General features: G+C 43.2%; 14 protein-coding genes. 13 read left to right on the forward strand and 1 reads right to left on the reverse strand.

Annotated elements, in window-relative coordinates; genetic code table 11:
- The first annotated feature begins 27 nt into the window (after window positions 1-27).
- The 10 genes from AAGU76_RS13600 to helD all read left to right on the forward strand — a co-directional run bounded on the left by AAGU76_RS13600 (window position 28) and on the right by helD (window position 12370).
- Window positions 28-1443: a sigma 54-interacting transcriptional regulator gene (locus tag AAGU76_RS13600; RefSeq protein WP_342486053.1), complete on the forward strand. Its 1416-nt coding sequence runs from the start codon at window positions 28-30 to the stop codon at window positions 1441-1443.
- A 246-nt stretch (window positions 1444-1689) separates the two neighbouring features.
- Window positions 1690-3210 (forward strand): 4-hydroxyphenylacetate 3-hydroxylase N-terminal domain-containing protein, encoded by a 1521-nt coding sequence (locus tag AAGU76_RS13605; RefSeq protein WP_342486054.1) that lies wholly within the window; start codon window positions 1690-1692, stop codon window positions 3208-3210.
- Window positions 3211-3264: 54 nt separating this feature from the next.
- Window positions 3265-4116, forward strand: coding sequence for a 3-hydroxyacyl-CoA dehydrogenase family protein (locus AAGU76_RS13610; RefSeq protein ID WP_342486055.1), 852 nt, complete (start codon window positions 3265-3267; stop codon window positions 4114-4116).
- A gap of 17 nt (window positions 4117-4133) precedes the next feature.
- Complete coding sequence (locus AAGU76_RS13615; protein WP_342486056.1) at window positions 4134-4922, forward strand: enoyl-CoA hydratase-related protein; 789 nt, start codon at window positions 4134-4136, stop codon at window positions 4920-4922.
- A gap of 18 nt (window positions 4923-4940) precedes the next feature.
- Complete coding sequence (locus tag AAGU76_RS13620) at window positions 4941-6512, forward strand: CoA-transferase (protein ID WP_342486057.1); 1572 nt, start codon at window positions 4941-4943, stop codon at window positions 6510-6512.
- An 18-nt stretch (window positions 6513-6530) separates the two neighbouring features.
- Complete coding sequence (locus AAGU76_RS13625; protein ID WP_342486058.1) at window positions 6531-7463, forward strand: hypothetical protein; 933 nt, start codon at window positions 6531-6533, stop codon at window positions 7461-7463.
- On the forward strand, window positions 7460-8629 hold the full coding sequence (locus tag AAGU76_RS13630) for a thiolase family protein (protein WP_342486059.1): 1170 nt from the start codon (window positions 7460-7462) through the stop codon (window positions 8627-8629). The genes AAGU76_RS13625 and AAGU76_RS13630 overlap by 4 nt, the downstream gene beginning before the upstream one ends.
- A gap of 13 nt (window positions 8630-8642) precedes the next feature.
- Window positions 8643-8918, forward strand: coding sequence for a NifU family protein (locus AAGU76_RS13635; protein WP_342486060.1), 276 nt, complete (start codon window positions 8643-8645; stop codon window positions 8916-8918).
- A gap of 117 nt (window positions 8919-9035) precedes the next feature.
- On the forward strand, window positions 9036-9977 hold the full coding sequence (locus AAGU76_RS13640) for a nitronate monooxygenase (RefSeq protein ID WP_342486061.1): 942 nt from the start codon (window positions 9036-9038) through the stop codon (window positions 9975-9977).
- A gap of 77 nt (window positions 9978-10054) precedes the next feature.
- Window positions 10055-12370: an RNA polymerase recycling motor HelD gene (gene helD, locus AAGU76_RS13645; RefSeq protein ID WP_342486062.1), complete on the forward strand. Its 2316-nt coding sequence runs from the start codon at window positions 10055-10057 to the stop codon at window positions 12368-12370.
- Here the strand turns inward: helD and AAGU76_RS13650 are convergent.
- Complete coding sequence (locus tag AAGU76_RS13650) at window positions 12363-13226, reverse strand: LysR family transcriptional regulator (protein WP_342486063.1); 864 nt, start codon at window positions 13224-13226, stop codon at window positions 12363-12365. The genes helD and AAGU76_RS13650 overlap by 8 nt on opposite strands.
- A 78-nt stretch (window positions 13227-13304) precedes the next feature.
- Here AAGU76_RS13650 and AAGU76_RS13655 point away from each other — a divergent pair, with 78 nt between their 5' ends.
- The 3 genes from AAGU76_RS13655 (at window position 13305) to AAGU76_RS13665 (ending at window position 18154) form a co-directional block, all read left to right on the forward strand.
- Window positions 13305-14687 (forward strand): Na+/H+ antiporter NhaC family protein, encoded by a 1383-nt coding sequence (locus AAGU76_RS13655; RefSeq protein ID WP_342486064.1) that lies wholly within the window; start codon window positions 13305-13307, stop codon window positions 14685-14687.
- Window positions 14688-14796: 109 nt separating this feature from the next.
- Window positions 14797-16794 (forward strand): transporter substrate-binding domain-containing protein, encoded by a 1998-nt coding sequence (locus tag AAGU76_RS13660; protein ID WP_342486065.1) that lies wholly within the window; start codon window positions 14797-14799, stop codon window positions 16792-16794.
- Complete coding sequence (locus AAGU76_RS13665; protein ID WP_342486066.1) at window positions 16787-18154, forward strand: sigma-54 dependent transcriptional regulator; 1368 nt, start codon at window positions 16787-16789, stop codon at window positions 18152-18154. The genes AAGU76_RS13660 and AAGU76_RS13665 overlap by 8 nt, the downstream gene beginning before the upstream one ends.
- Window positions 18155-18259: the final 105 nt, after the last annotated feature.

Raw genomic sequence — 18259 nt, forward strand, 5'->3', positions numbered from 1 at the left:
GCTGGGTTGTATGCGAAAGGAATAAAAATGAGCAGAAAGAAATTTAACTGTATTACTACTGAATATATTCAGGAGTGGGATAACGAATTCCTGTTTGGTATACTTGACAATATTTCAGATGCTGTAATGATAAACGACGCAAATACCACCATCGTTTATGTAAATAAGGCTTATATTGAAATACTGGGAATTCCTGCAGAGAAAGCAATCGGCAGGAAACTCAGGGACATAGAGCCTGAGGCTACGGCCATAAAGGTTTTGGAAAGCGGAAAGGCAATCCATAACAATGTTGATCATCTGAGGACCGTAAAAATAGATGCCATGGGTTTTTCATTTCCGCTGTACAAGGAAGGCAAAACAGTAGGAGCGGTATCTATTTTTAATGATGTTACACAAATAAACAAGCTGACTGAGGAATTAAACAGGACCAAGGAAATAACAAAGTACTTTCAGTCAAAGTATGAACAAAGGAAACTATCTCCATCCTTTGATGAGTATGTATGCTCCAACGAAAAAACAAAAGAGGTATTGTTTCTGGCCTCCAAGGTAGCCAAGACTGACAGCACGGTGCTCATAAGAGGCGAAAGCGGCGTGGGAAAAGAGGTTATGGCAAGAGCCATACAAAAGGAAAGTAAAAGAAGCAAGATGCCGCTGATAAAGGTAAACTGCGCCTCAATTCCCGAAAATCTCCTTGAAAGCGAACTGTTCGGATATGAAGACGGAGCATTTACCGGAGCAAAAAAAGGAGGAAAACTCGGCAAGTTTGAACTGGCTCAGGGAGGGACAATCTTCCTGGATGAAATAGGGGATATGTCTTTTCACATGCAGGCAAAAATACTAAGGGTAATTCAGGAAAAGGAAATAGAACGCATAGGCGGAACAAAGACAATTCCCCTGGATGTGAGAATAATAGCCGCAACAAACAGAGACCTGGAAAGCATGATTCAGGAAGGAACATTCAGAAGCGACCTATACTACAGACTGAATGTGGTCCCGTTAAACATACCGCCGCTCAGGGAGCGAAAGGATGATGTTATTTTACTTTCAAGGTTTATTCTTAGTAAGATCAATAAAAACAGCAGTGAAAAGGTTTCACTGTCTTCTGATGTAATAATGCTGCTGCAAAAATATGATTGGCCCGGAAATATTAGAGAGCTGCAAAATGTTCTGGAGCATGCAAACATAGTAAAAAGCGGAAATACAATCAACGTAAAGGATTTGCCGCAAAACCTCAGGCCTTACAGCGTATTGGACGAAGAATCAGAAAAGTGCTATGATTTAAAGGCTAATATAGAGATGCTTGAAAAAAATCTGATTGAGGAATCCTTAAGAAGAAATAAAAACAACAAATCCAAAGCAATAAATGAATTGAAGATATCCAGAAGAGCATTTTATGAAAAACTGTCCAAGTATGATTTGGACAAGGACACCTACGAAAAATAATGTATACAACATATACATTATTTTTTTTAACCGGAACGAATTTGTGTATATTTTATATACAACACAACTATGTTACGGCACCAGTGTCATGGAAATATTATTCATAAACTGGCGCTATACAATAAAAACATATGAAAAATCAACAGGTATAAGTTTTCGTACAAAATGTTGCTCTGTTTTTTCAGGTATTGGCATATTAATTGCTACTACTAAGGCAAACAAAAAAATTTTAGGAGGAAAAGAATAATGCCAGTAGGAACATATGAACAATACTATAACAGGTTACTTAAAATGAAACCGAACATTTATGTAGGGGGAGAAATAGTAGACAGATCAGATCCAAGGTTAGCAGGCGGTATTTATGTAATGAGACAGACTTTTGACTGTGCCCATGACGACAGATACAAAGAATTCTGCACAGCTACATCCCATTTAACGGGTGAAACCATAAACAGGTTCACACACGTTCACCAAACAAGAGAAGACCTGTTCAACAAACAAAAAATGACCAAGCTTTTGTCCCACAGAGTTGGAGGCTGCATTCAAAGGTGCATGGGCAGCGATGCCATAAATGCATTGTCGGTAGTAACCTACGAAATGGATGATGCTTTGGGAACTGACTACAATAAAAGATTCCTTAAATTCCTGGCTTATGTTCAGGAAAACGACATAGTTGCAAACTGTGCTCAGACAGACGTAAAAGGTGACAGAATGAAGAGACCTTCAGAACAGGAAGATCCGGATATGTACCTGAGAATAGTTGAGACAAGACCTGACGGTATCATAGTAAGAGGCGCTAAATCCTGTAACTCCGCTGCACCGTATGTTGATGAAATAATAGTTACACCAACCCGTTTCATGGGTCCGGACGACAAGGACTATGCAGTGTCCTTCGCCATCCCTGCAGACTGGGAAGGAGTTAAGATTGCAGCTCTTCCAGGAGTAAGACACCACAGAGAATATATCGATGCTCCTATAGCTCATGTGGGAGACATGGAGTCATTGACAATATTCGATGATGTATTCATACCAAATGACAGAGTATTCATGAACGGAAACGCAGACCCGAGACAAACTCCTTATGCAGGTTTCCTGGCCCTCATGTTTGCTCATTTCCACAGACACTCCTACACTGGATGCAAACCGGCTACATCGGAAGTAATTGCAAGCCAGGCAGCACTTGTTGCAGAATATAACGGTATTGAAAAGCAGCCTCACGTTAAAGGCAAGCTTGCCCACATCATCGGACTTGCTGAATTGGTTTATGCAGCAGGAATCGCCAGCGCAGTGAAGGCTGAAAAATCTCCTTCTGGAACATTCATTCCTGATGAAATACTGACAAATGCAGGAAGAAAACTTGCCGGAGAGGAAATCTACAACGAAAATAAAATTCTTGCAGACCTGGCAGGCGGACTGATAGCCACATTGCCTCTTGAAAAGGAATTTTACTCTGAAGGAGTAGGAGAGCTGCTACATAAATATGTAAAGAGAAATCCAAAAATCTCTTCCGAGAACATCCACAGATGCTTTAGAATGATAGAAGACCAGATGATTTCTGAATTTGGAGGAGCCATGATCGTTGCAGGTCTTCATGGAGGCGGATCTCCGCAGATGGAGGAAGTTGCCATGATGTCAAGATACGACCTGGAAGAACTGAAGGGCATAGCCAAGTACCTGGCAGGTATCGAAAAAGACATTCCTATTTACGACAGGAAGTATGTAACTCCGAGAAAGATACTGGAAAAATTCAAAAAATATGATAAATAATTAAATTGTCTTGAGCGATATACCATATATCGCTCAAGATTTTAGGAGGGCAATATGGAAATAAGGGTTATAGGAGTTCTGGGTGCAGGCACAATGGGTACCGGCATAGCACAGACTGCAGCTGCTGCGGGATATAAGGTCGTACTAAGGGATATTAAACAAGAATACGTTGATGCTTCCGTAGAAAGAATGAATAAATATTTTTTGAAGTCCATTGAAAAAGGCAAGATGACTCATGACCAAAAAGACGAGATATTGAGCAGAATCACGAAGACAGACAATCTCAAGGATTTAGAAAATGTTGATATGGTAATAGAAGCTGTTTTGGAGGACATGGAACTGAAAAAAAGCGTCTTCAGAGAACTGAACGCAATATGCAAAGCGGATACAATTTTTGCATCAAACACCTCTTCCATGTCAATCACTGAAATTGCAAAAGATTCAGGTCGTCCGGAAAGGTTCTGCGGAATTCATTTCTTCAATCCGGTTCCGGTTATGAAGCTGGTAGAGGTTGTCTACGGCATGAAAAGCTCCGAGGAAACCATAGAAAAAGCTCTGGAATTTGCATTGTCGCTGGGAAAGACACCCGTAGAAGTAAAAAAAGATTCCCCGGGATTCATCGTCAACAGGCTGCTGATCCCATATATGAATGAAGCTGCAAGGCTGCTGGCTGAAGGGGTTGCCTCGGTTGAAGACATAGACACTGCTGTAAAGCTTGGTTTGAATTACCCAATGGGTCCTTTTCAAATGCTGGATTTCGGCGGTATAGACCTGAGCGTGACCATATCAGAATATTTCAAGGAAGAGTTCAATGACATGGGTTATGCTCCGCAGCCGATTCTAAGGCAGATGATTCGAGCAGGAAAGACAGGAATGAAGAGCGGCGAAGGTTTTTACAAGTACTGATGGATGGATGTGAGATCATGGTTAAAGAATTTCAAAACATTATACTGACAATTGAAGAAAAAATTGCTACCATAGTATTAAACAGGCCGCAGGCAATGAATGCCTTATGCAGCGCATTGAACAACGATTTGCTGGATGCGCTGGAAATCATCAGGGAAGATACTTCAGCAAGAGTTCTGATTATTACCGGAGGGTCCAAGTTTTTTGCTGCCGGTGCGGATATTAAGGAAATGATGGATGCAGATCAGTTTGCTGCAGAAAGAACAGCACAAAAAGCCCACTTTATAAATGATATGCTGGAATCCCTTCCCATACCTGTAATAGCAGCCGTAAACGGACCTGCCTTGGGCGGAGGCTGCGAGATTGCCTTGGCCTGTGACTTTAGAATTGTGGGAGAAAAAGCCATGTTCGGACTGCCGGAAGTCGGTCTGGGAGTAATACCGGGCGCAGGCGGAACCCAACGTTTGACTAAGCTGGTGGGTCCGGTCAAGGCCAAGGAAGTAGTCTTGACAGGGTCCGTGGTAAGGGGTAAGGAAGCCTATGACATAGGTTTGGCAACAAAGTGTGTTCCCGATGAGGATGTGCTGAAAGAAGCGCTGCTGCTTGCCGGGAAACTGTCTGAAAAACCCGCAGCATCCCTGCAGTATGCAAAATCAGCTATCAATTACGCTGTTGAAAACGATATCAAGACCGGTAAGCAATATGAGAAATCATTGTTTTCACTATGCTTTGCCACAGAGGATCAGAAGGAAGGCATGAAAGCTTTCGTTGAAAAAAGGATTCCGAAATTCAATAATAAAAGATAATCAGAGAGGAATGCAGAGATGAAAAAAATCATTAATTCCAGTGAAATATGCAATTTTATTAAGGATGGAGACACGCTGTTCTACCCGGGTATAACCCTGGGAGGATTTGCAGAGGAATCTGTCATTGAAATTGAATTAAGCTTTCTTGAAACAGGACATCCAAGAGACCTGACTGTTTACTGGCAATCCGGAGTAGGCAACAGGAAAGACAGAGGGCTGGCTCACATGGCCTACGAAGGCCTTATAAAGAGAGGAATCGGTGGACATCTGAAAGGCTGCGGCCCGGCCGTAGAAAAGCTGGCTGGGGAAAACAAGGCTGAAATATTCAATTTGCCTCAAGGCGTAATGGCTACAATGCCACGATATATCGCAGCAAAAAAACCCGGCGTCATTACTAAGGTAGGACTTGAAACCATGATGGACCCCAGACAGGGCGGCGGTGCCATGAATCAGAGAGCCAAGGATTCAGAACAGGTAGTCGAACTCATAAACATTCATGGTGAGGAGTGGCTGCTGTACAAATTGCCTAAAATAGATGTGGCCATAATCAGGGGTACATATGCAGATGAAAAAGGAAACATCTCCATAAAAAAAGAAGGATATCAGCTGGGTCAGCTGGCGCTGGCGCAAGCTGCAAAGGCCTGCGGAGGCATAGTCATATGCCAGGTTGAAAAAATTGTTCAGTCGGGAACAATTCCTCCCAAAGAGTGCAAGGTTCCCGGAATCATGGTTGATTACATATATGTGGCCAAACAGGAATATCACTGGCAGACTGCACAGACGATGTATAATCCTGTTTTCAGCGGTGAAATAAGGGTTCCCCTGGACAGCCTGCCCCTTGAAGCTTTGAGCCCCAGGAAGGTAATAGCAAGAAGAGCAGCCATGGAACTTACGCCCGGTGATGTTGTAAACCTTGGGGTGGGAATACCTGAGGCAGTATCATCCGTTGCCACAGAAGAAGGAGTGCTGGATTTATTCACTCTTACAACAGAGGCCGGCGGTATCGGCGGAATGCCTGCAAACAAACATGATTTCGGATGCTGCTGGAATGCAGATGCAACATTGGAAATGGCGGATGAGTTTGATTTCTATGACGGCGGCGGACTTGATTTTGGATGTCTTGGTGCGCTGCAGATAGATTTCAAGGGAAATGTCAACTCCAGCATGCTGAACGGCGACGGAATAGGTGTCGGCGGTTTCATGAATGTTGCCGGCGGTTCGAAGAAGATAGTTTTTACAACAATATTCTGCGGCGGCCTTGAAGCTGAACTTGGAAATGGCCAGCTGAAAATCACCAAAGAAGGAAATATCATTAAATTTAAAAACGACATAGAACAGATTTCCTTTAATGGGCATATTGCAGCAGAATCAGGCAAGGAAGTTTTGTATGTAACTGAAAGGGCTGTGTTCAAGCTTACGAAGGAAGGATTGGAACTTACAGAAATTGCACCTGGAGTTGACCTTGAAAAGGATGTATTGAACCAGATGAAATTCAAGCCCATCATGAATGATATAAAATTGATGCCGGCAGGAATATTCAATGAAAAATGGGGCGGCCTTGCAGAAATAATGGACACGAAAAAGAAATAACATTATAAGGAGAATACTATGATCAGCGATAAATTATCTGCTAAAGAGTCTGTTGTGACGGAAACCGCAGATGCTGCAGTATTGGACATGGGAGACAGAATTGCCGCACTGGTATTCAGAGGCGATGGCAGCATAGGTTCCAAGACTGCAGATTGGGCAGCAAAAGCTTTAAAGGAAATAGAAACTAATTACAACGGTCTGGTGATATTGGGAAGCGGCGAAAATTTATGCTGCCGGACACACATGGAAAATGATGAGGAACCATACGATTGTGCAAGGGCCTTCCAGAGTCTCACATCAACAATAAGGCATTACAGTAAGCCTGTTGTCACGATTTTGAAGGGCATGTCTCTTGGCATCGGTTATGAAATAGCTTTAAACAGCCATGCGGTTTTGGCTGATCCAACCGGCTTGAAGTTCGGATATGATTGCAGCCAGGGACTAAGCCCCATGGGAGGCGGACTGACTGCACAGGCACTGGAAACATATGCAAAGGGAGATAACGTTCCGGGTCTTGACATGGTGCCGTTTTTAAAATCTTTGCTGAACAAGGTATGTTTTCCGGTAAAAGCAGAAAATGCCTATGATGCAAAAGCCAAGGGCCTTCTGCCAGCCAACACTGTATTTGTCAAAGAAAACGATGATGCTGTTCAAAAGGGAAAACAAAAATCACTGAATATGTTTGCGGAGGGGTTTGAGCCCATAGATTTTAAAACTGCTGAGGTGCTGGGAACCACAGGTAGGGCTGCACTGGAAATCATAGCTGTAAACAGTCATGAAGGGTTGTTCATATCGGACGAAACATACGATGTAGCCCTGAAGGTGGTATCCGTCATATGCGGAGGAGATGTTCCAAAAAAAACCATCATTGATGAAAAGCAGTTCCTGAGACTGGAAGCAGAATGCTTTGCTGAAACTTGGAAGTCCAAAAGAAACGAGGTAGCAATATGAGAGAAGTGGTTATTGTCAGTTATGCGCGCTCTGCTGTGGGCAAGGCACCGAAAGGTTCCCTAAAAAGCACGCGGCCGGAAGATCTGGCGGCTCAGACGCTGAAGGGTCTGATGGCCAGGACTCCTCAGGTTGGCTACGGTGACATTGAGGACATCGTAATGGGCAATGCATTCCCGGAAGCAGAACAGGGATTGAATATCGGAAGGACAGCTTCAGGGCTGGCAGGATTTCCTGATGAGGTGCCTGCTCAGACAGTCAACAGGTTCTGCTCATCGGGGGTTCAAACCATAGCAACGGCCCACAACGCCATATTGGCTGGAAACATAGATGTGGCAATAGCAGGCGGAGTTGAAAGCATGAGCACGATTCCAGGCGGGGGAAACATGAACTTCCCTCATCCTGACTTAATGTGGTCCAATCCCGGCCACTATTTATCAATGGGTATAACGGCTGAAAGAGTGGCATCACAATACAGCATAAGCAGGGAAAAACAGGATAAGCTGGCGCTTAGAAGCCACATCCTGGCGGAAGAGGCTCAGAAAAAAGGATATTTCGATGATCAGATCGTTGATATCCAAGCTGTGAGAGCCATGGAAGACGGTTTTGGACAGGAGACATTCATATTCAACAAGGATGAAGGTATACGATACGGGCAGACGTGGGAAGCATTGGCAAAGTTAAGGCCGGTGTTCAAAAAAGACGGAACGGTTACAGCCGGCAACTCTTCCCAGACAAGCGACGGAGCAGGTTTTGTAATGCTGATGACGAAGGAAAAAGCCTTGGAATACGGACTTCGACCTATTGCAAGAATCAAAGGCTTCGCGGCGGTAGGGGTAGCTCCTGACATAATGGGTGTAGGTCCAATGTATGCAATACCAAAGGTGCTGAAACAAACAGGCTTGGCTGTAAAGGACCTGGACCTGATTGAACTGAATGAGGCTTTTGCTTCGCAAGCCGTTGCATGCATTGAAGCTCTTGATCTGCCTGAAGAAATCATAAACGTAAACGGAGGAGCCATCGCCCTTGGCCACCCATTGGGCGGGAGCGGCGCATTTTTAACCTGCAAGATATTCAGTGAGCTTAGCAGAAGGCAAAAATCTTTGGGACTTGTGAGCATGTGCATAGGCGGCGGTATGGGTGCAGCGATTGTTTACGAAATGATTTAAGGAGCGTGAGGATATGGAAGAAAAAATTTTAAATATAATAGATGAAAAAATAAACCCTAAGCTTCTTGAGCATCAAGGTTGGATTGAACTGGCAGATGTGAAAGGCAAAGATATATATATCAGGTTCAGAGGGGCCTGCAGCGGATGCATGTCCAATGAGGATACACTGAACAATATTGTTAAACCGGAGCTTAAAAAAGACATAAATGAAATAGAAAATATATTCATTGTCAATGACGTGAGCGAGGAACTGATAAATCTGGCAAGGAGCATCTTAAGCAGGAAATAACAAAAGAACTGGGATAAGAGTAATTTATCTCAGTTTTTTACAATTTAATCAGGCTTAAGGCGGAGAATTCAGTTCGATGAAATATGACCATGAAATATGAAATAAGCGGAGGCATGATTGAAAACAAAACTGACGGAATTGTTAAAAATAGAGTATCCCATAATCCAAGGAGCCATGGCTTGGGTTTCGGAATCAGAGCTTGCTGCTGCCGTTTCGGAAGCAGGCGGTGCCGGCATAATCGGCACGGGAGGCAGGAGCGCCTCGTGGGTTTTCGAAGAAATCCGCAAAGCCAGGACTCTGACCAATAAGCCCTTTGGGATGAATGTAATGCTTATGGACAGGAACAAAGATGAAATTGTGGATATTATCTGCAGTGAAAAGGTATCGTTTGTTACGATGGGTGCCGGTAATCCCGTTTTATATTTTGAAAAATTGAAAAGCGCTGGAATAAAGGTCATACCCGTTGTATCCAATGTGAAACAGGCTAAAAGTGTCTGTGAAAAAGGGGCGGATGCAATCGTAGCTGAAGGAATGGAATCAGGCGGGCACATAGGAACACTTACAACCATGGCTCTTCTGACACAGGTTATTCCGGAGGTAAACATTCCGGTTATAGCTGCCGGAGGAATATCGGACGGAAGAGGTTTTGCTGCAGCTGTCGTAATGGGTGCAGCAGGCATACAGATGGGAACCAGATTTTATGCATCCAGAGAGTGCAGGGCGCACATCAATGCTAAAAATGCAATAGTAAATGCAGTGGATACTGACACCATCGTCACCGGATACGGAACTGCTCATGTTGTCAGAGGTCTTAAAAACAAAATGACAGACAAATACTTTGAAATGGTATCAAGACATGCAGCCGAGGATGAACTGAATGAACTGTTTATGGGAACAGCCCGAAAGGCTCCGGATTTCGGAGACATTGAATGGGGGTATGTCCATGCGGGCCAGAGCCTGACAGTAATTAAGTCAATAGAAAGCTGCAGGGACATAATAACCAGCACGACCAGAGAAGCAAAAGAAGCATTCAGCAGGACAAAAAACTGCTTTGAATAGACATTATTCCTCCTTGACCTATGCCAGCCTTTGAGTTAATATTGTTGAGCGGCTATAAAAAACCATCGGGAGGAAACATGGCGCTTGAAGATCACAGCGACTACAGGTCGGAAGAAAAAAGGCTTGACGAAACCGTTGAATACATAGAAAAGATAATCGGTGCATCCGAAAAAAACAAGGACTTTTACAAAGAAGAAATAAAGGAAGCATACGCAAACCTGGATCCTACGGACAGCAGCCAGAGCTACGTATCCATAATGCTCAACACAAGGCTTCTTGACCAGCTTGAGCTGAATTTTGAAAGGCTTAACAAGGCAATAGAGAAGCCTTATTTTGCACGCATTGACTTTCGTGAGGAAGGAAGAACGGCCGTCGAGAAGTTTTACATAGGAAAATTATCGCTTCTGCGTCCGGACTGGGACATTCCCATGATACTGGACTGGCGTTCTCCTCTGGCCAGCGTCTACTATGACGGTAGGCTGGGACATGTGACCTACGTCAATGACCTTGGTGAAGACATGACCGGAGAGCTTCTTTTAAAAAGGCAGTATGAAATTGAAAGACGCCGACTCATAAACATAATGGATGTGGACATAACAGCAACTGACACATTTCTGCAGGCGTCCCTGGGAGAAAACAAGGACAACCGTCTAAAGGACATTGTGTCTACCATCCAGGCTGAGCAAAATGCCATCATCAGAGCTGCCATAAACAAGCCGCTGATTGTTCAGGGAGTTGCAGGCAGCGGAAAAACCACCATAGCCCTTCACAGGATAGCATATCTTATATACACCTATGAAAGGTCCTTTTATCCGGAACAATTCATGATAATAGCTCCCAACAGGCTGTTTTTGAATTACATATCCGACGTCTTGCCGGAACTGGGTGCAGACAAGGTAAAGCAGACCACATTTACGGATTACGCATTTGAACTTTTAGGAGGCAGGTACAGTCTGACGAACTCCGATATTAAGCTTCTGTCTCTCATAGGCAAAGAAGGTGAAGATGAAGCAAATTTCAGAAGCCTTGCCGTAAAAACTTCAGCCTTTAAGGGTTCTTTAACGTTCAAGAACATCATGGCACGGTTTGTGAAGGACATTGAAATAAGTTATATACCCCAGGAAGACTTCAAGGTTGAAGGAAGAACTCTTATGTCAGTGAAGGAGATAAAGCAGGCTCTGTTGAGGGATTACAGCCACCTGCCCCTGTACAAGAGGTTTGAACAGATTGAAAAACATCTCAGATTCAGGCTTAACAAGGAAAAAGACTCCATATACGACGAAGCAAAGCTTTTCTATGACAGGAAAATTGAAATCATCAGGCGAAACGAGTCTGATGGTGAAGAAAGAAGGCTGGTCATTGTGGACCTTTTGAACATTCGTGACGCTGCTCTTGAGAGAGTAAAGAAAAATATCAAGACGGCAGTCAAAGCTTACATGAACAGGTTTGCCAAAAGGGATATTTTCGAATATTACAGGGAAGCTGCAACAGTTGCAGGAAATCTTACAAAGTACGGAGCAGGAAAACTTGACGAAGAACTTGCGTCATTTGCTGCTAGCTACTCAAAACAAATCCTTGACAGCGGATGTGTGGAGGTGGAAGATCTGGCACCTATTCTATACCTTAAGCACCGCATAGAAGGTTTCGACGGCAAAGCTGACATAAAGTATGTAGTTATAGATGAAGCGCAAGATTTCAGCCTCTTTCAGTTTTATGCGCTCAGGAAAATATTCAATACCGATTTTTTCACCATACTGGGAGATTTGTCTCAGGGAATTCATTCCTACAGAAGCATCAGGGACTGGAAGACAGTCATGAGCAAGGTGTTTGACGCTGAAAGCAGTCAGTATCTCACATTGGAACAAAGCTACAGAACAACAATTGAAATAATGGATCTGGCCAACGAAGTCATCCGTCTCATACCAAATGAGGAACTGATACTTGCAAAGCCTGTGGTAAGACACGGGGAGTTACCTGAAATTTCAGAGTTCAAATCCGGCAGGGAACTCATAAGTCAAGCCGGGAAGAAGGTTGTTGAGCTAATGTCCGAAGGCTACAAATCCATTGCTCTCATAGGAAAGACACCAAAGGAGTGCCAAATAGTGCACAGGGAGCTCAAGAAAAACAAGCAGCTTGACGTAAGGCTCCTTGAAGGAAAGGAAGAAGAATACGACAACCCTATTGTCATTCTTCCGTCCTATCTTTCAAAAGGCCTTGAGTTTGACGCGGTAATAATCATTAACATCGAAGATGAATATGATGAGGAGGAGCTGGACCTGAAGCTTCTGTACGTTGCCATGACAAGGGCCCAGCACCGGCTTTACGTGTTTTTCAAAGAAGGAAAAAACAGCCTTCTTGAAAACCTCAAGGGAAAATATAAAGGTGCTATCTGAAAAGCTCCAGAAAATGCCTTGCTGCCAGTGAAAGGTAATGGTTTTTGAGCCATACAGTCACTATTCCCGTATTTATGCTAAGCTCGGGAATTTCATGGCTTATGAGATTCGAATCAGGTATAAGCTTTGTCCAGTCCCTTGGAACAATGGCTGCCCCCATGCCTTTCTGGGCAAGAAGAAGCAGAGGTCTGGTGTCTTCTATCCTGCAAAGTATACGCGGTTTCAGACCGTTTTTTCGGAAAGTTTCTACAATGTCCTTTTCAAACCTGCGGTGCACCATCAGGGGCTTGTCGGACAGTTCCTTTAAAGACAGCTTGCCGTCCATGCCCCTTAAATTCATTTCATTGCTTGATACAGCCACCATGGTCCCCATGGGCAGCGGTATGGATTCATAATATTCCGAGTTGAAGGGAGCCCTGATGACTCCTATTTCGACGATGCCTCTTCTTAACAGCTCCAGTATTTCATCGGTGGTCTGCTGCCGTATTTCAAAGTCTATTCCCGGATACATCCTGTGAAAATCATAGATTTTATCTGTAAGAACGGTTTCTATGGCAGTCGACAAACAACCCATGGAAAGAACACCCTTGAGTCCTTCATTGAAATCCTTCATTTCCTTTTGTGTGGCTTCCGACAAATCCAGAATCTGCCGTGCGCGGTAGCTTAACAGCTGTCCTGCCTCGGTTATTTTGAATTTTCTCGTGGTCCTGTCTATGAGCGTAACCCCCAGCTCATCCTCAAGATTCTTTAACATCTGGCTAAGGTAGGGCTGAGCCAGGTGAAGCTTCTCCGCAGCCTTGGTTATGCCGCCTTCCTCCACAATGGCAAGAAAGTAAGAAAGTTGTCTGTTGTCCATTTGTCCTCCATTTATATTAAATAAATTATATATATAATAGATTTTAGATATTTTTATTATATATTATTTTCTGCTACAATGAAACTGATAATAAAAATTTTACGGAGGATTTCAATGGACATTGCAGCAGCGCTTGTTGCAACTTTTATACTTTTGGTAACAAGTGTATTCAAGGGAATATATCTGGGATACCCGCTGGGGTTGGCAATAATACTGTTTTCTGCCGCAGCAGCCAGAAGGGGTCACAGAGTTGATGATATAATTAGGATGGCTTACAGGGGCGGCAGAAAATCATTTATTGTGGTGAAGGTGTTCGTCCTAATAGGTGCGCTGATTCCATTGTGGATGTCGGCAGGCACAGTCCCGGCCATCGTGTACTACGGAATAGAGATGATAAGACCCAATCTGTTCATATTGTCAGCGTTTTTAATCAGCTGTGCCGTATCACTTTTAATAGGTACAGCGGTAGGTACCACCGGCGTGGTGGGAGCAGCGCTCATGGTTATGGCCAGAAGCGGCGGCGTGGATCTATACGCAGCTGCAGGAGCAATCATCGCCGGAGCATACTTCGGGGACAGGTGCTCTCCTGTTTCCTCAGGAGCCAGTTTCATAGCATCCATTACGGATACCGATCTCTACGACAATGTTAGCAACATGTTCAGAACCAGTGTGGTTCCTCTGATAATTTCATCAGCGTTCTACCTTCTGGTATCACGGGGCAATCCCTTAGGAAGCGAAACAGGTTCCATAAGCAGCATGATTGCTGATGAGTTTGATTTGAACCTGGTTGTGCTTGTGCCTGCAGCCATCATCATAGGGTTTTCGCTCATGAGGATAAATGTTAAGACTTTAATGGGTGCAAGCATAGCAGCAGCATTGGCAATAAGCATTTTCATTCAGAAAGAGACTCTGCAGTCAAGCTTTAAATACATGATTTTCGGATTCACTTTGGATGATGCCAACGTCCTTTACGGCATAATAAAAGGCGGCGGAATATTGCCCATGATGAAGACCGCACTTGTGGTATATCTTGCATCTTCCTTTGCAGGAATATTGGAGGGAGCAAATCTTCTTTGCGGTGTGGAAAAAGTCACATCAGGGGCTGACACCAGGTACAAGGTTTTCAAATATGAGCTTATGCTCAGTTTCTTCACTGCAGCAGTGGGCTGCAGCCAGACATTTGCTGTTATGATGACAAAAATGCTTAACAGCAGATCTTACGAAAAAAACGGTCTCGATCGTTCCTGCGAAGCAATTGACCTTGAAAATACGGCAATAATGGTATCACCCATGATACCCTGGAACATAGCACTGCTTGCACCCATGACCATACTTGGAACCAATGCGGCAAGCATGCCTTACATGATTTACATTTATCTTGTGCCCCTTTGGAATCTTGTGTATTTGAAACTGCAGGAAAAACAAAATCGATGGTACATTCCCCAGGTGCATGTAAAATAGATTATAGCCCGACTCGGAAGACAGACTAATTTGATCAGTCTGTCTATTCATTTGCCAAGAATCGGAATTTATGTTATAATACCACTAATTTTAGGCTGTGAGGGTACATATGAAACCAACAGGCAAAATTCTGCTTATCATTTTGTTTTGCTTAACTGCAACTTTTTTTATTGCTGCAAACCTTTACATTGAAAACAACTATGGACTGAGCCTCTATGAATACTTCCAATATTCAGCGCCTCTTACGGAAGAGGAATCAGAATATCTCAAAGAAAAGGGGACCCTTTATTTTTCGTCTGACAAAAATGCTCCCCCGTTTGCCTACGTTGATAACAAAACCGAGCAATACAAGGGGTTGGTGCTGGATTATGCCAGTTCTCTTTCCATTGAGCTGGAAACAGATATAGAATTTGTGCCGCAGGTTTGGGAAAATGTAATCTACAGCGTAACATCCGGAAGTGCAGACATGTGCGATATTTTCCCAAGTGAAGAGAGAATGAAGTATCTCACCTTTTCGAAACCTATTTACAGCCTGAGTGCTATCGTAATGACTGACAGAAGAAATGACAAGGTTCAAAAGGCAGATGATCTTACAGGACTTACTGTGGCAATGCCTGCAGGTGATTATGCGCTGGAATACATCAGGGATAATATTCCGAATGTTAAGGTGGTTGAAACGCCGGACTTGTATGAAGCCATAAACATTTTCCGACAAGGAAAAGCCGATGCTGTTGTAGGGGACGAGCCGGTTTTGATACACTTTGCCGATGAACTTGGAATCGGCGGTGATGTTAAGATTCTTGACCAGGTTCTCTACGACAGGGAAGTATGCATAGGGGTGAGGAAGTCAGAAACAATACTTGTCAGCATACTGAACAAGGGAATACTCAGTCTCAAGAAATCAAACTCATTTGAAAAAATCCAGCAGAAGTGGTTCGGTATCTCGGCTCCTGCCTTGCAATACAAGGCACCTGAGAAGCTAATAATGTTTTTTATCGCTATGATCGTACTCCTTGTACCTGTTTTCATAGGTATGACGCTGTGGAGTTATACATTGAAGGAAGAGGTTCTCAAGAGAACCGATGACCTTAATAAAAGCAGAAACAACCTGCAGATGACCGTTGACTCACTTTCAAGTTTATTGATATGCATAAACAAGGATGGAATTATAGTCAATGCCAACAAGTCATTTTGCGATTTCATGAATTTAAGTCAGCAAGAAGTAGAAGGAAAAAGCTTCAAAGACTTTCCCATACTTCACAACATAGGAACACAAGCGCTGAAGGTACCAAGTGAATTTATGCACGGCGGACGTGTTTACAGCCATTCTGTATCGGAAATAGACAATGGTGATTATAATTATCTTATAGTAATTGAAGACATTACCGACATGAAGTTAAGCCAGCAGCAGATGCTTCAGCAGAACAAGATGATTGCACTGGGACAGCTTGCAGCCGGCGTAGCTCACGAGATAAGAAATCCTCTGGGTCTAATACAGAACTACTGCTACATATTGAAGACATATGTTCTGGATGAAAACCATGTAGCCGGAGAATCAATAGAAGTAATCGAGTCATCGGTTCAAAGAGTGGACAAGATAGTGGACAACCTGCTTAATTTTTCCAGGACCGAGAGTGACAAGACTGCTGTGATTAATGTAAAAGAAGCGATACTCAGCATTGTTTCATTGGAAAACAAGCTGAGCAAACAGAAGCATATTGATGTTGAAGTTGATTGCAAAGAAGACATTAAACTCCTGACAAGGCCAGAATCTTTAAACCACATAGTTTTGAATCTTTTGTCAAATTCCATAGATGCCATGCCAGATGGAGGAAAGATTACTATCGTATGCAGAGAGCAGGAAGGTTTTCTGCACATTGATTTTATAGACACGGGAACAGGAATCAGACAGGAAAATATTGAAAAGATATTCAATCCGTTTTTTACTACCAAAAAGGTTGGGCAGGGAACAGGATTGGGTTTGTACATAGTATATAATGAGGTGCAAAAAATAGGCGGGGAGATAAAGGTCGAAAGCCGATTCAATGAAGGAACAGCATTTATGATGAAATTCCCCATGTTGAAGGAGATATGCAAGAATGTATGATTTTAAAATACTGGTGGTTGATGACGAGGAAGAATTTAGGAACGTATACAGGATTATGCTTGAATTTAAGGGATATGAAGTAACATGTGCATCATCAGGAGAAGAGTGCCTGAACATACTTGAAAAGGAAAGTTTTGATCTTGTGCTTACAGATTTGAAGATGGAAGGGATTGACGGGACGCAGCTTTTAGAAAGAATAAAGGAAAGTGGCTTCACGTGTGAAGTTATTATTGTCACAGCCTTCAGCACCGTTGAAAATGCTGTTTCCGCCATGAAACTCGGAGCCTTCGGATACTTCATAAAGGGGCAGGACCCGCAGATACTATTGAAGGAAATCGACAAGCTGGTACAGATAACAAAACTAAAAAAAGACAATATGGCAATAAAAAACAGCCTCATGAAATTCAACTTCCTCCTTGAAACCAACAGCTCTAAGTTCAGGGATGTCCTTCGTGTGGCCAAAAAGGCAGCCGAAAGCAATTCAAACATTCTGCTGCTTGGAGAGTCCGGCACAGGCAAGGAAGTCATCGCCAAATACATTCACCAGTGCAGCAGCAGAAAAAATGAAAACTTTGTGCCGGTAAACTGTCAGGTGTTTTCAGACGGGGTTCTGGAATCAGAATTGTTCGGACATGAAAAAGGAGCATTCACCGGTGCCATTGAAAAGAGGATAGGAAGATTTGAGGAAGCAAACAACGGAACGCTTTTCCTTGATGAAATAGGGGAGCTTCATGTCAATACTCAGGTGAAGCTGCTTAGAGCCATTGAAAACAAGACAATAGAAAGAATAGGAAGCAACAAAAGCATAGGTATCAACTTAAGGCTCATATGTGCCACAAACAAAAACCTTGACAAGGAAATAAGGGAAGAGAGATTCCGGGAAGACCTGTTCTACAGAATCAACACCATCACCATAGAAGTGCCGCCTCTGAGGGAAAGGAAGGAAGACATTCCCATACTCATTAAATTTTTTCTGGACAACTACCAGTTTGAAATGAAGAAAAAAATAGAAAGCATAGAAGATGGCCTGATGGAAAAGCTTACAGCCTGCAGTTATCCCGGCAACATAAGGGAATTAAAAAACAATATTGAAAGACTGGTAGTTTTAAGTGAGAATGGAGCGCTCAGAAAAGGTGACTTGCCCGCAGCAAGGCACGGAACGGAAGACAATCATGAATTTGGGGCGGTGCTTAAGCCTCTGCGTGAAATAAGGCAGGTATCGGAAATGAAGTATATCAAGCATGTGCTGGTCAGGTGCAACAATAACATAAGCGAGGCAGCCAGAATTCTTGACATTAGCAGAAGGCAGCTGTACAACAAGCTTGATGAATACGGAATGACTGATCAATATGTAAAATAAATTGCACAGTGAGAGAAATTTACTTTACAACTTTCGGGCGAACATTTTCCTGCTTTGTGTATTTAATTCTTATTCTCATTGAAAATTGACGGTTTTAAACCGTCT

Source organism: Sedimentibacter sp., assembly GCF_038562225.1.
Lineage (GTDB): Bacteria > Bacillota > Clostridia > Tissierellales > Sedimentibacteraceae > Sedimentibacter.

Excerpts from the sequence above, each read along its gene's own strand:
- AAGU76_RS13600 (WP_342486053.1), top strand. The coding sequence starts at position 28 with ATGAGCAGAAAGAAATTTAACTGTATTACTACTGAATATATTCAGGAG.
- AAGU76_RS13605 (WP_342486054.1), top strand. The coding sequence starts at position 1,690 with ATGCCAGTAGGAACATATGAACAATACTATAACAGGTTACTTAAAATG.
- AAGU76_RS13610 (WP_342486055.1), top strand. The coding sequence starts at position 3,265 with ATGGAAATAAGGGTTATAGGAGTTCTGGGTGCAGGCACAATGGGTACC.
- AAGU76_RS13615 (WP_342486056.1), top strand. The coding sequence starts at position 4,134 with ATGGTTAAAGAATTTCAAAACATTATACTGACAATTGAAGAAAAAATT.
- AAGU76_RS13620 (WP_342486057.1), top strand. The coding sequence starts at position 4,941 with ATGAAAAAAATCATTAATTCCAGTGAAATATGCAATTTTATTAAGGAT.
- AAGU76_RS13625 (WP_342486058.1), top strand. The coding sequence starts at position 6,531 with ATGATCAGCGATAAATTATCTGCTAAAGAGTCTGTTGTGACGGAAACC.
- AAGU76_RS13630 (WP_342486059.1), top strand. The coding sequence starts at position 7,460 with ATGAGAGAAGTGGTTATTGTCAGTTATGCGCGCTCTGCTGTGGGCAAG.
- AAGU76_RS13635 (WP_342486060.1), top strand. The coding sequence starts at position 8,643 with ATGGAAGAAAAAATTTTAAATATAATAGATGAAAAAATAAACCCTAAG.
- helD (WP_342486062.1), top strand. The coding sequence starts at position 10,055 with ATGGCGCTTGAAGATCACAGCGACTACAGGTCGGAAGAAAAAAGGCTT.
- AAGU76_RS13650 (WP_342486063.1), bottom strand. The coding sequence starts at position 13,226 with ATGGACAACAGACAACTTTCTTACTTTCTTGCCATTGTGGAGGAAGGC.
- AAGU76_RS13655 (WP_342486064.1), top strand. The coding sequence starts at position 13,305 with ATGAAACTGATAATAAAAATTTTACGGAGGATTTCAATGGACATTGCA.
- AAGU76_RS13660 (WP_342486065.1), top strand. The coding sequence starts at position 14,797 with ATGAAACCAACAGGCAAAATTCTGCTTATCATTTTGTTTTGCTTAACT.
- AAGU76_RS13665 (WP_342486066.1), top strand. The coding sequence starts at position 16,787 with ATGTATGATTTTAAAATACTGGTGGTTGATGACGAGGAAGAATTTAGG.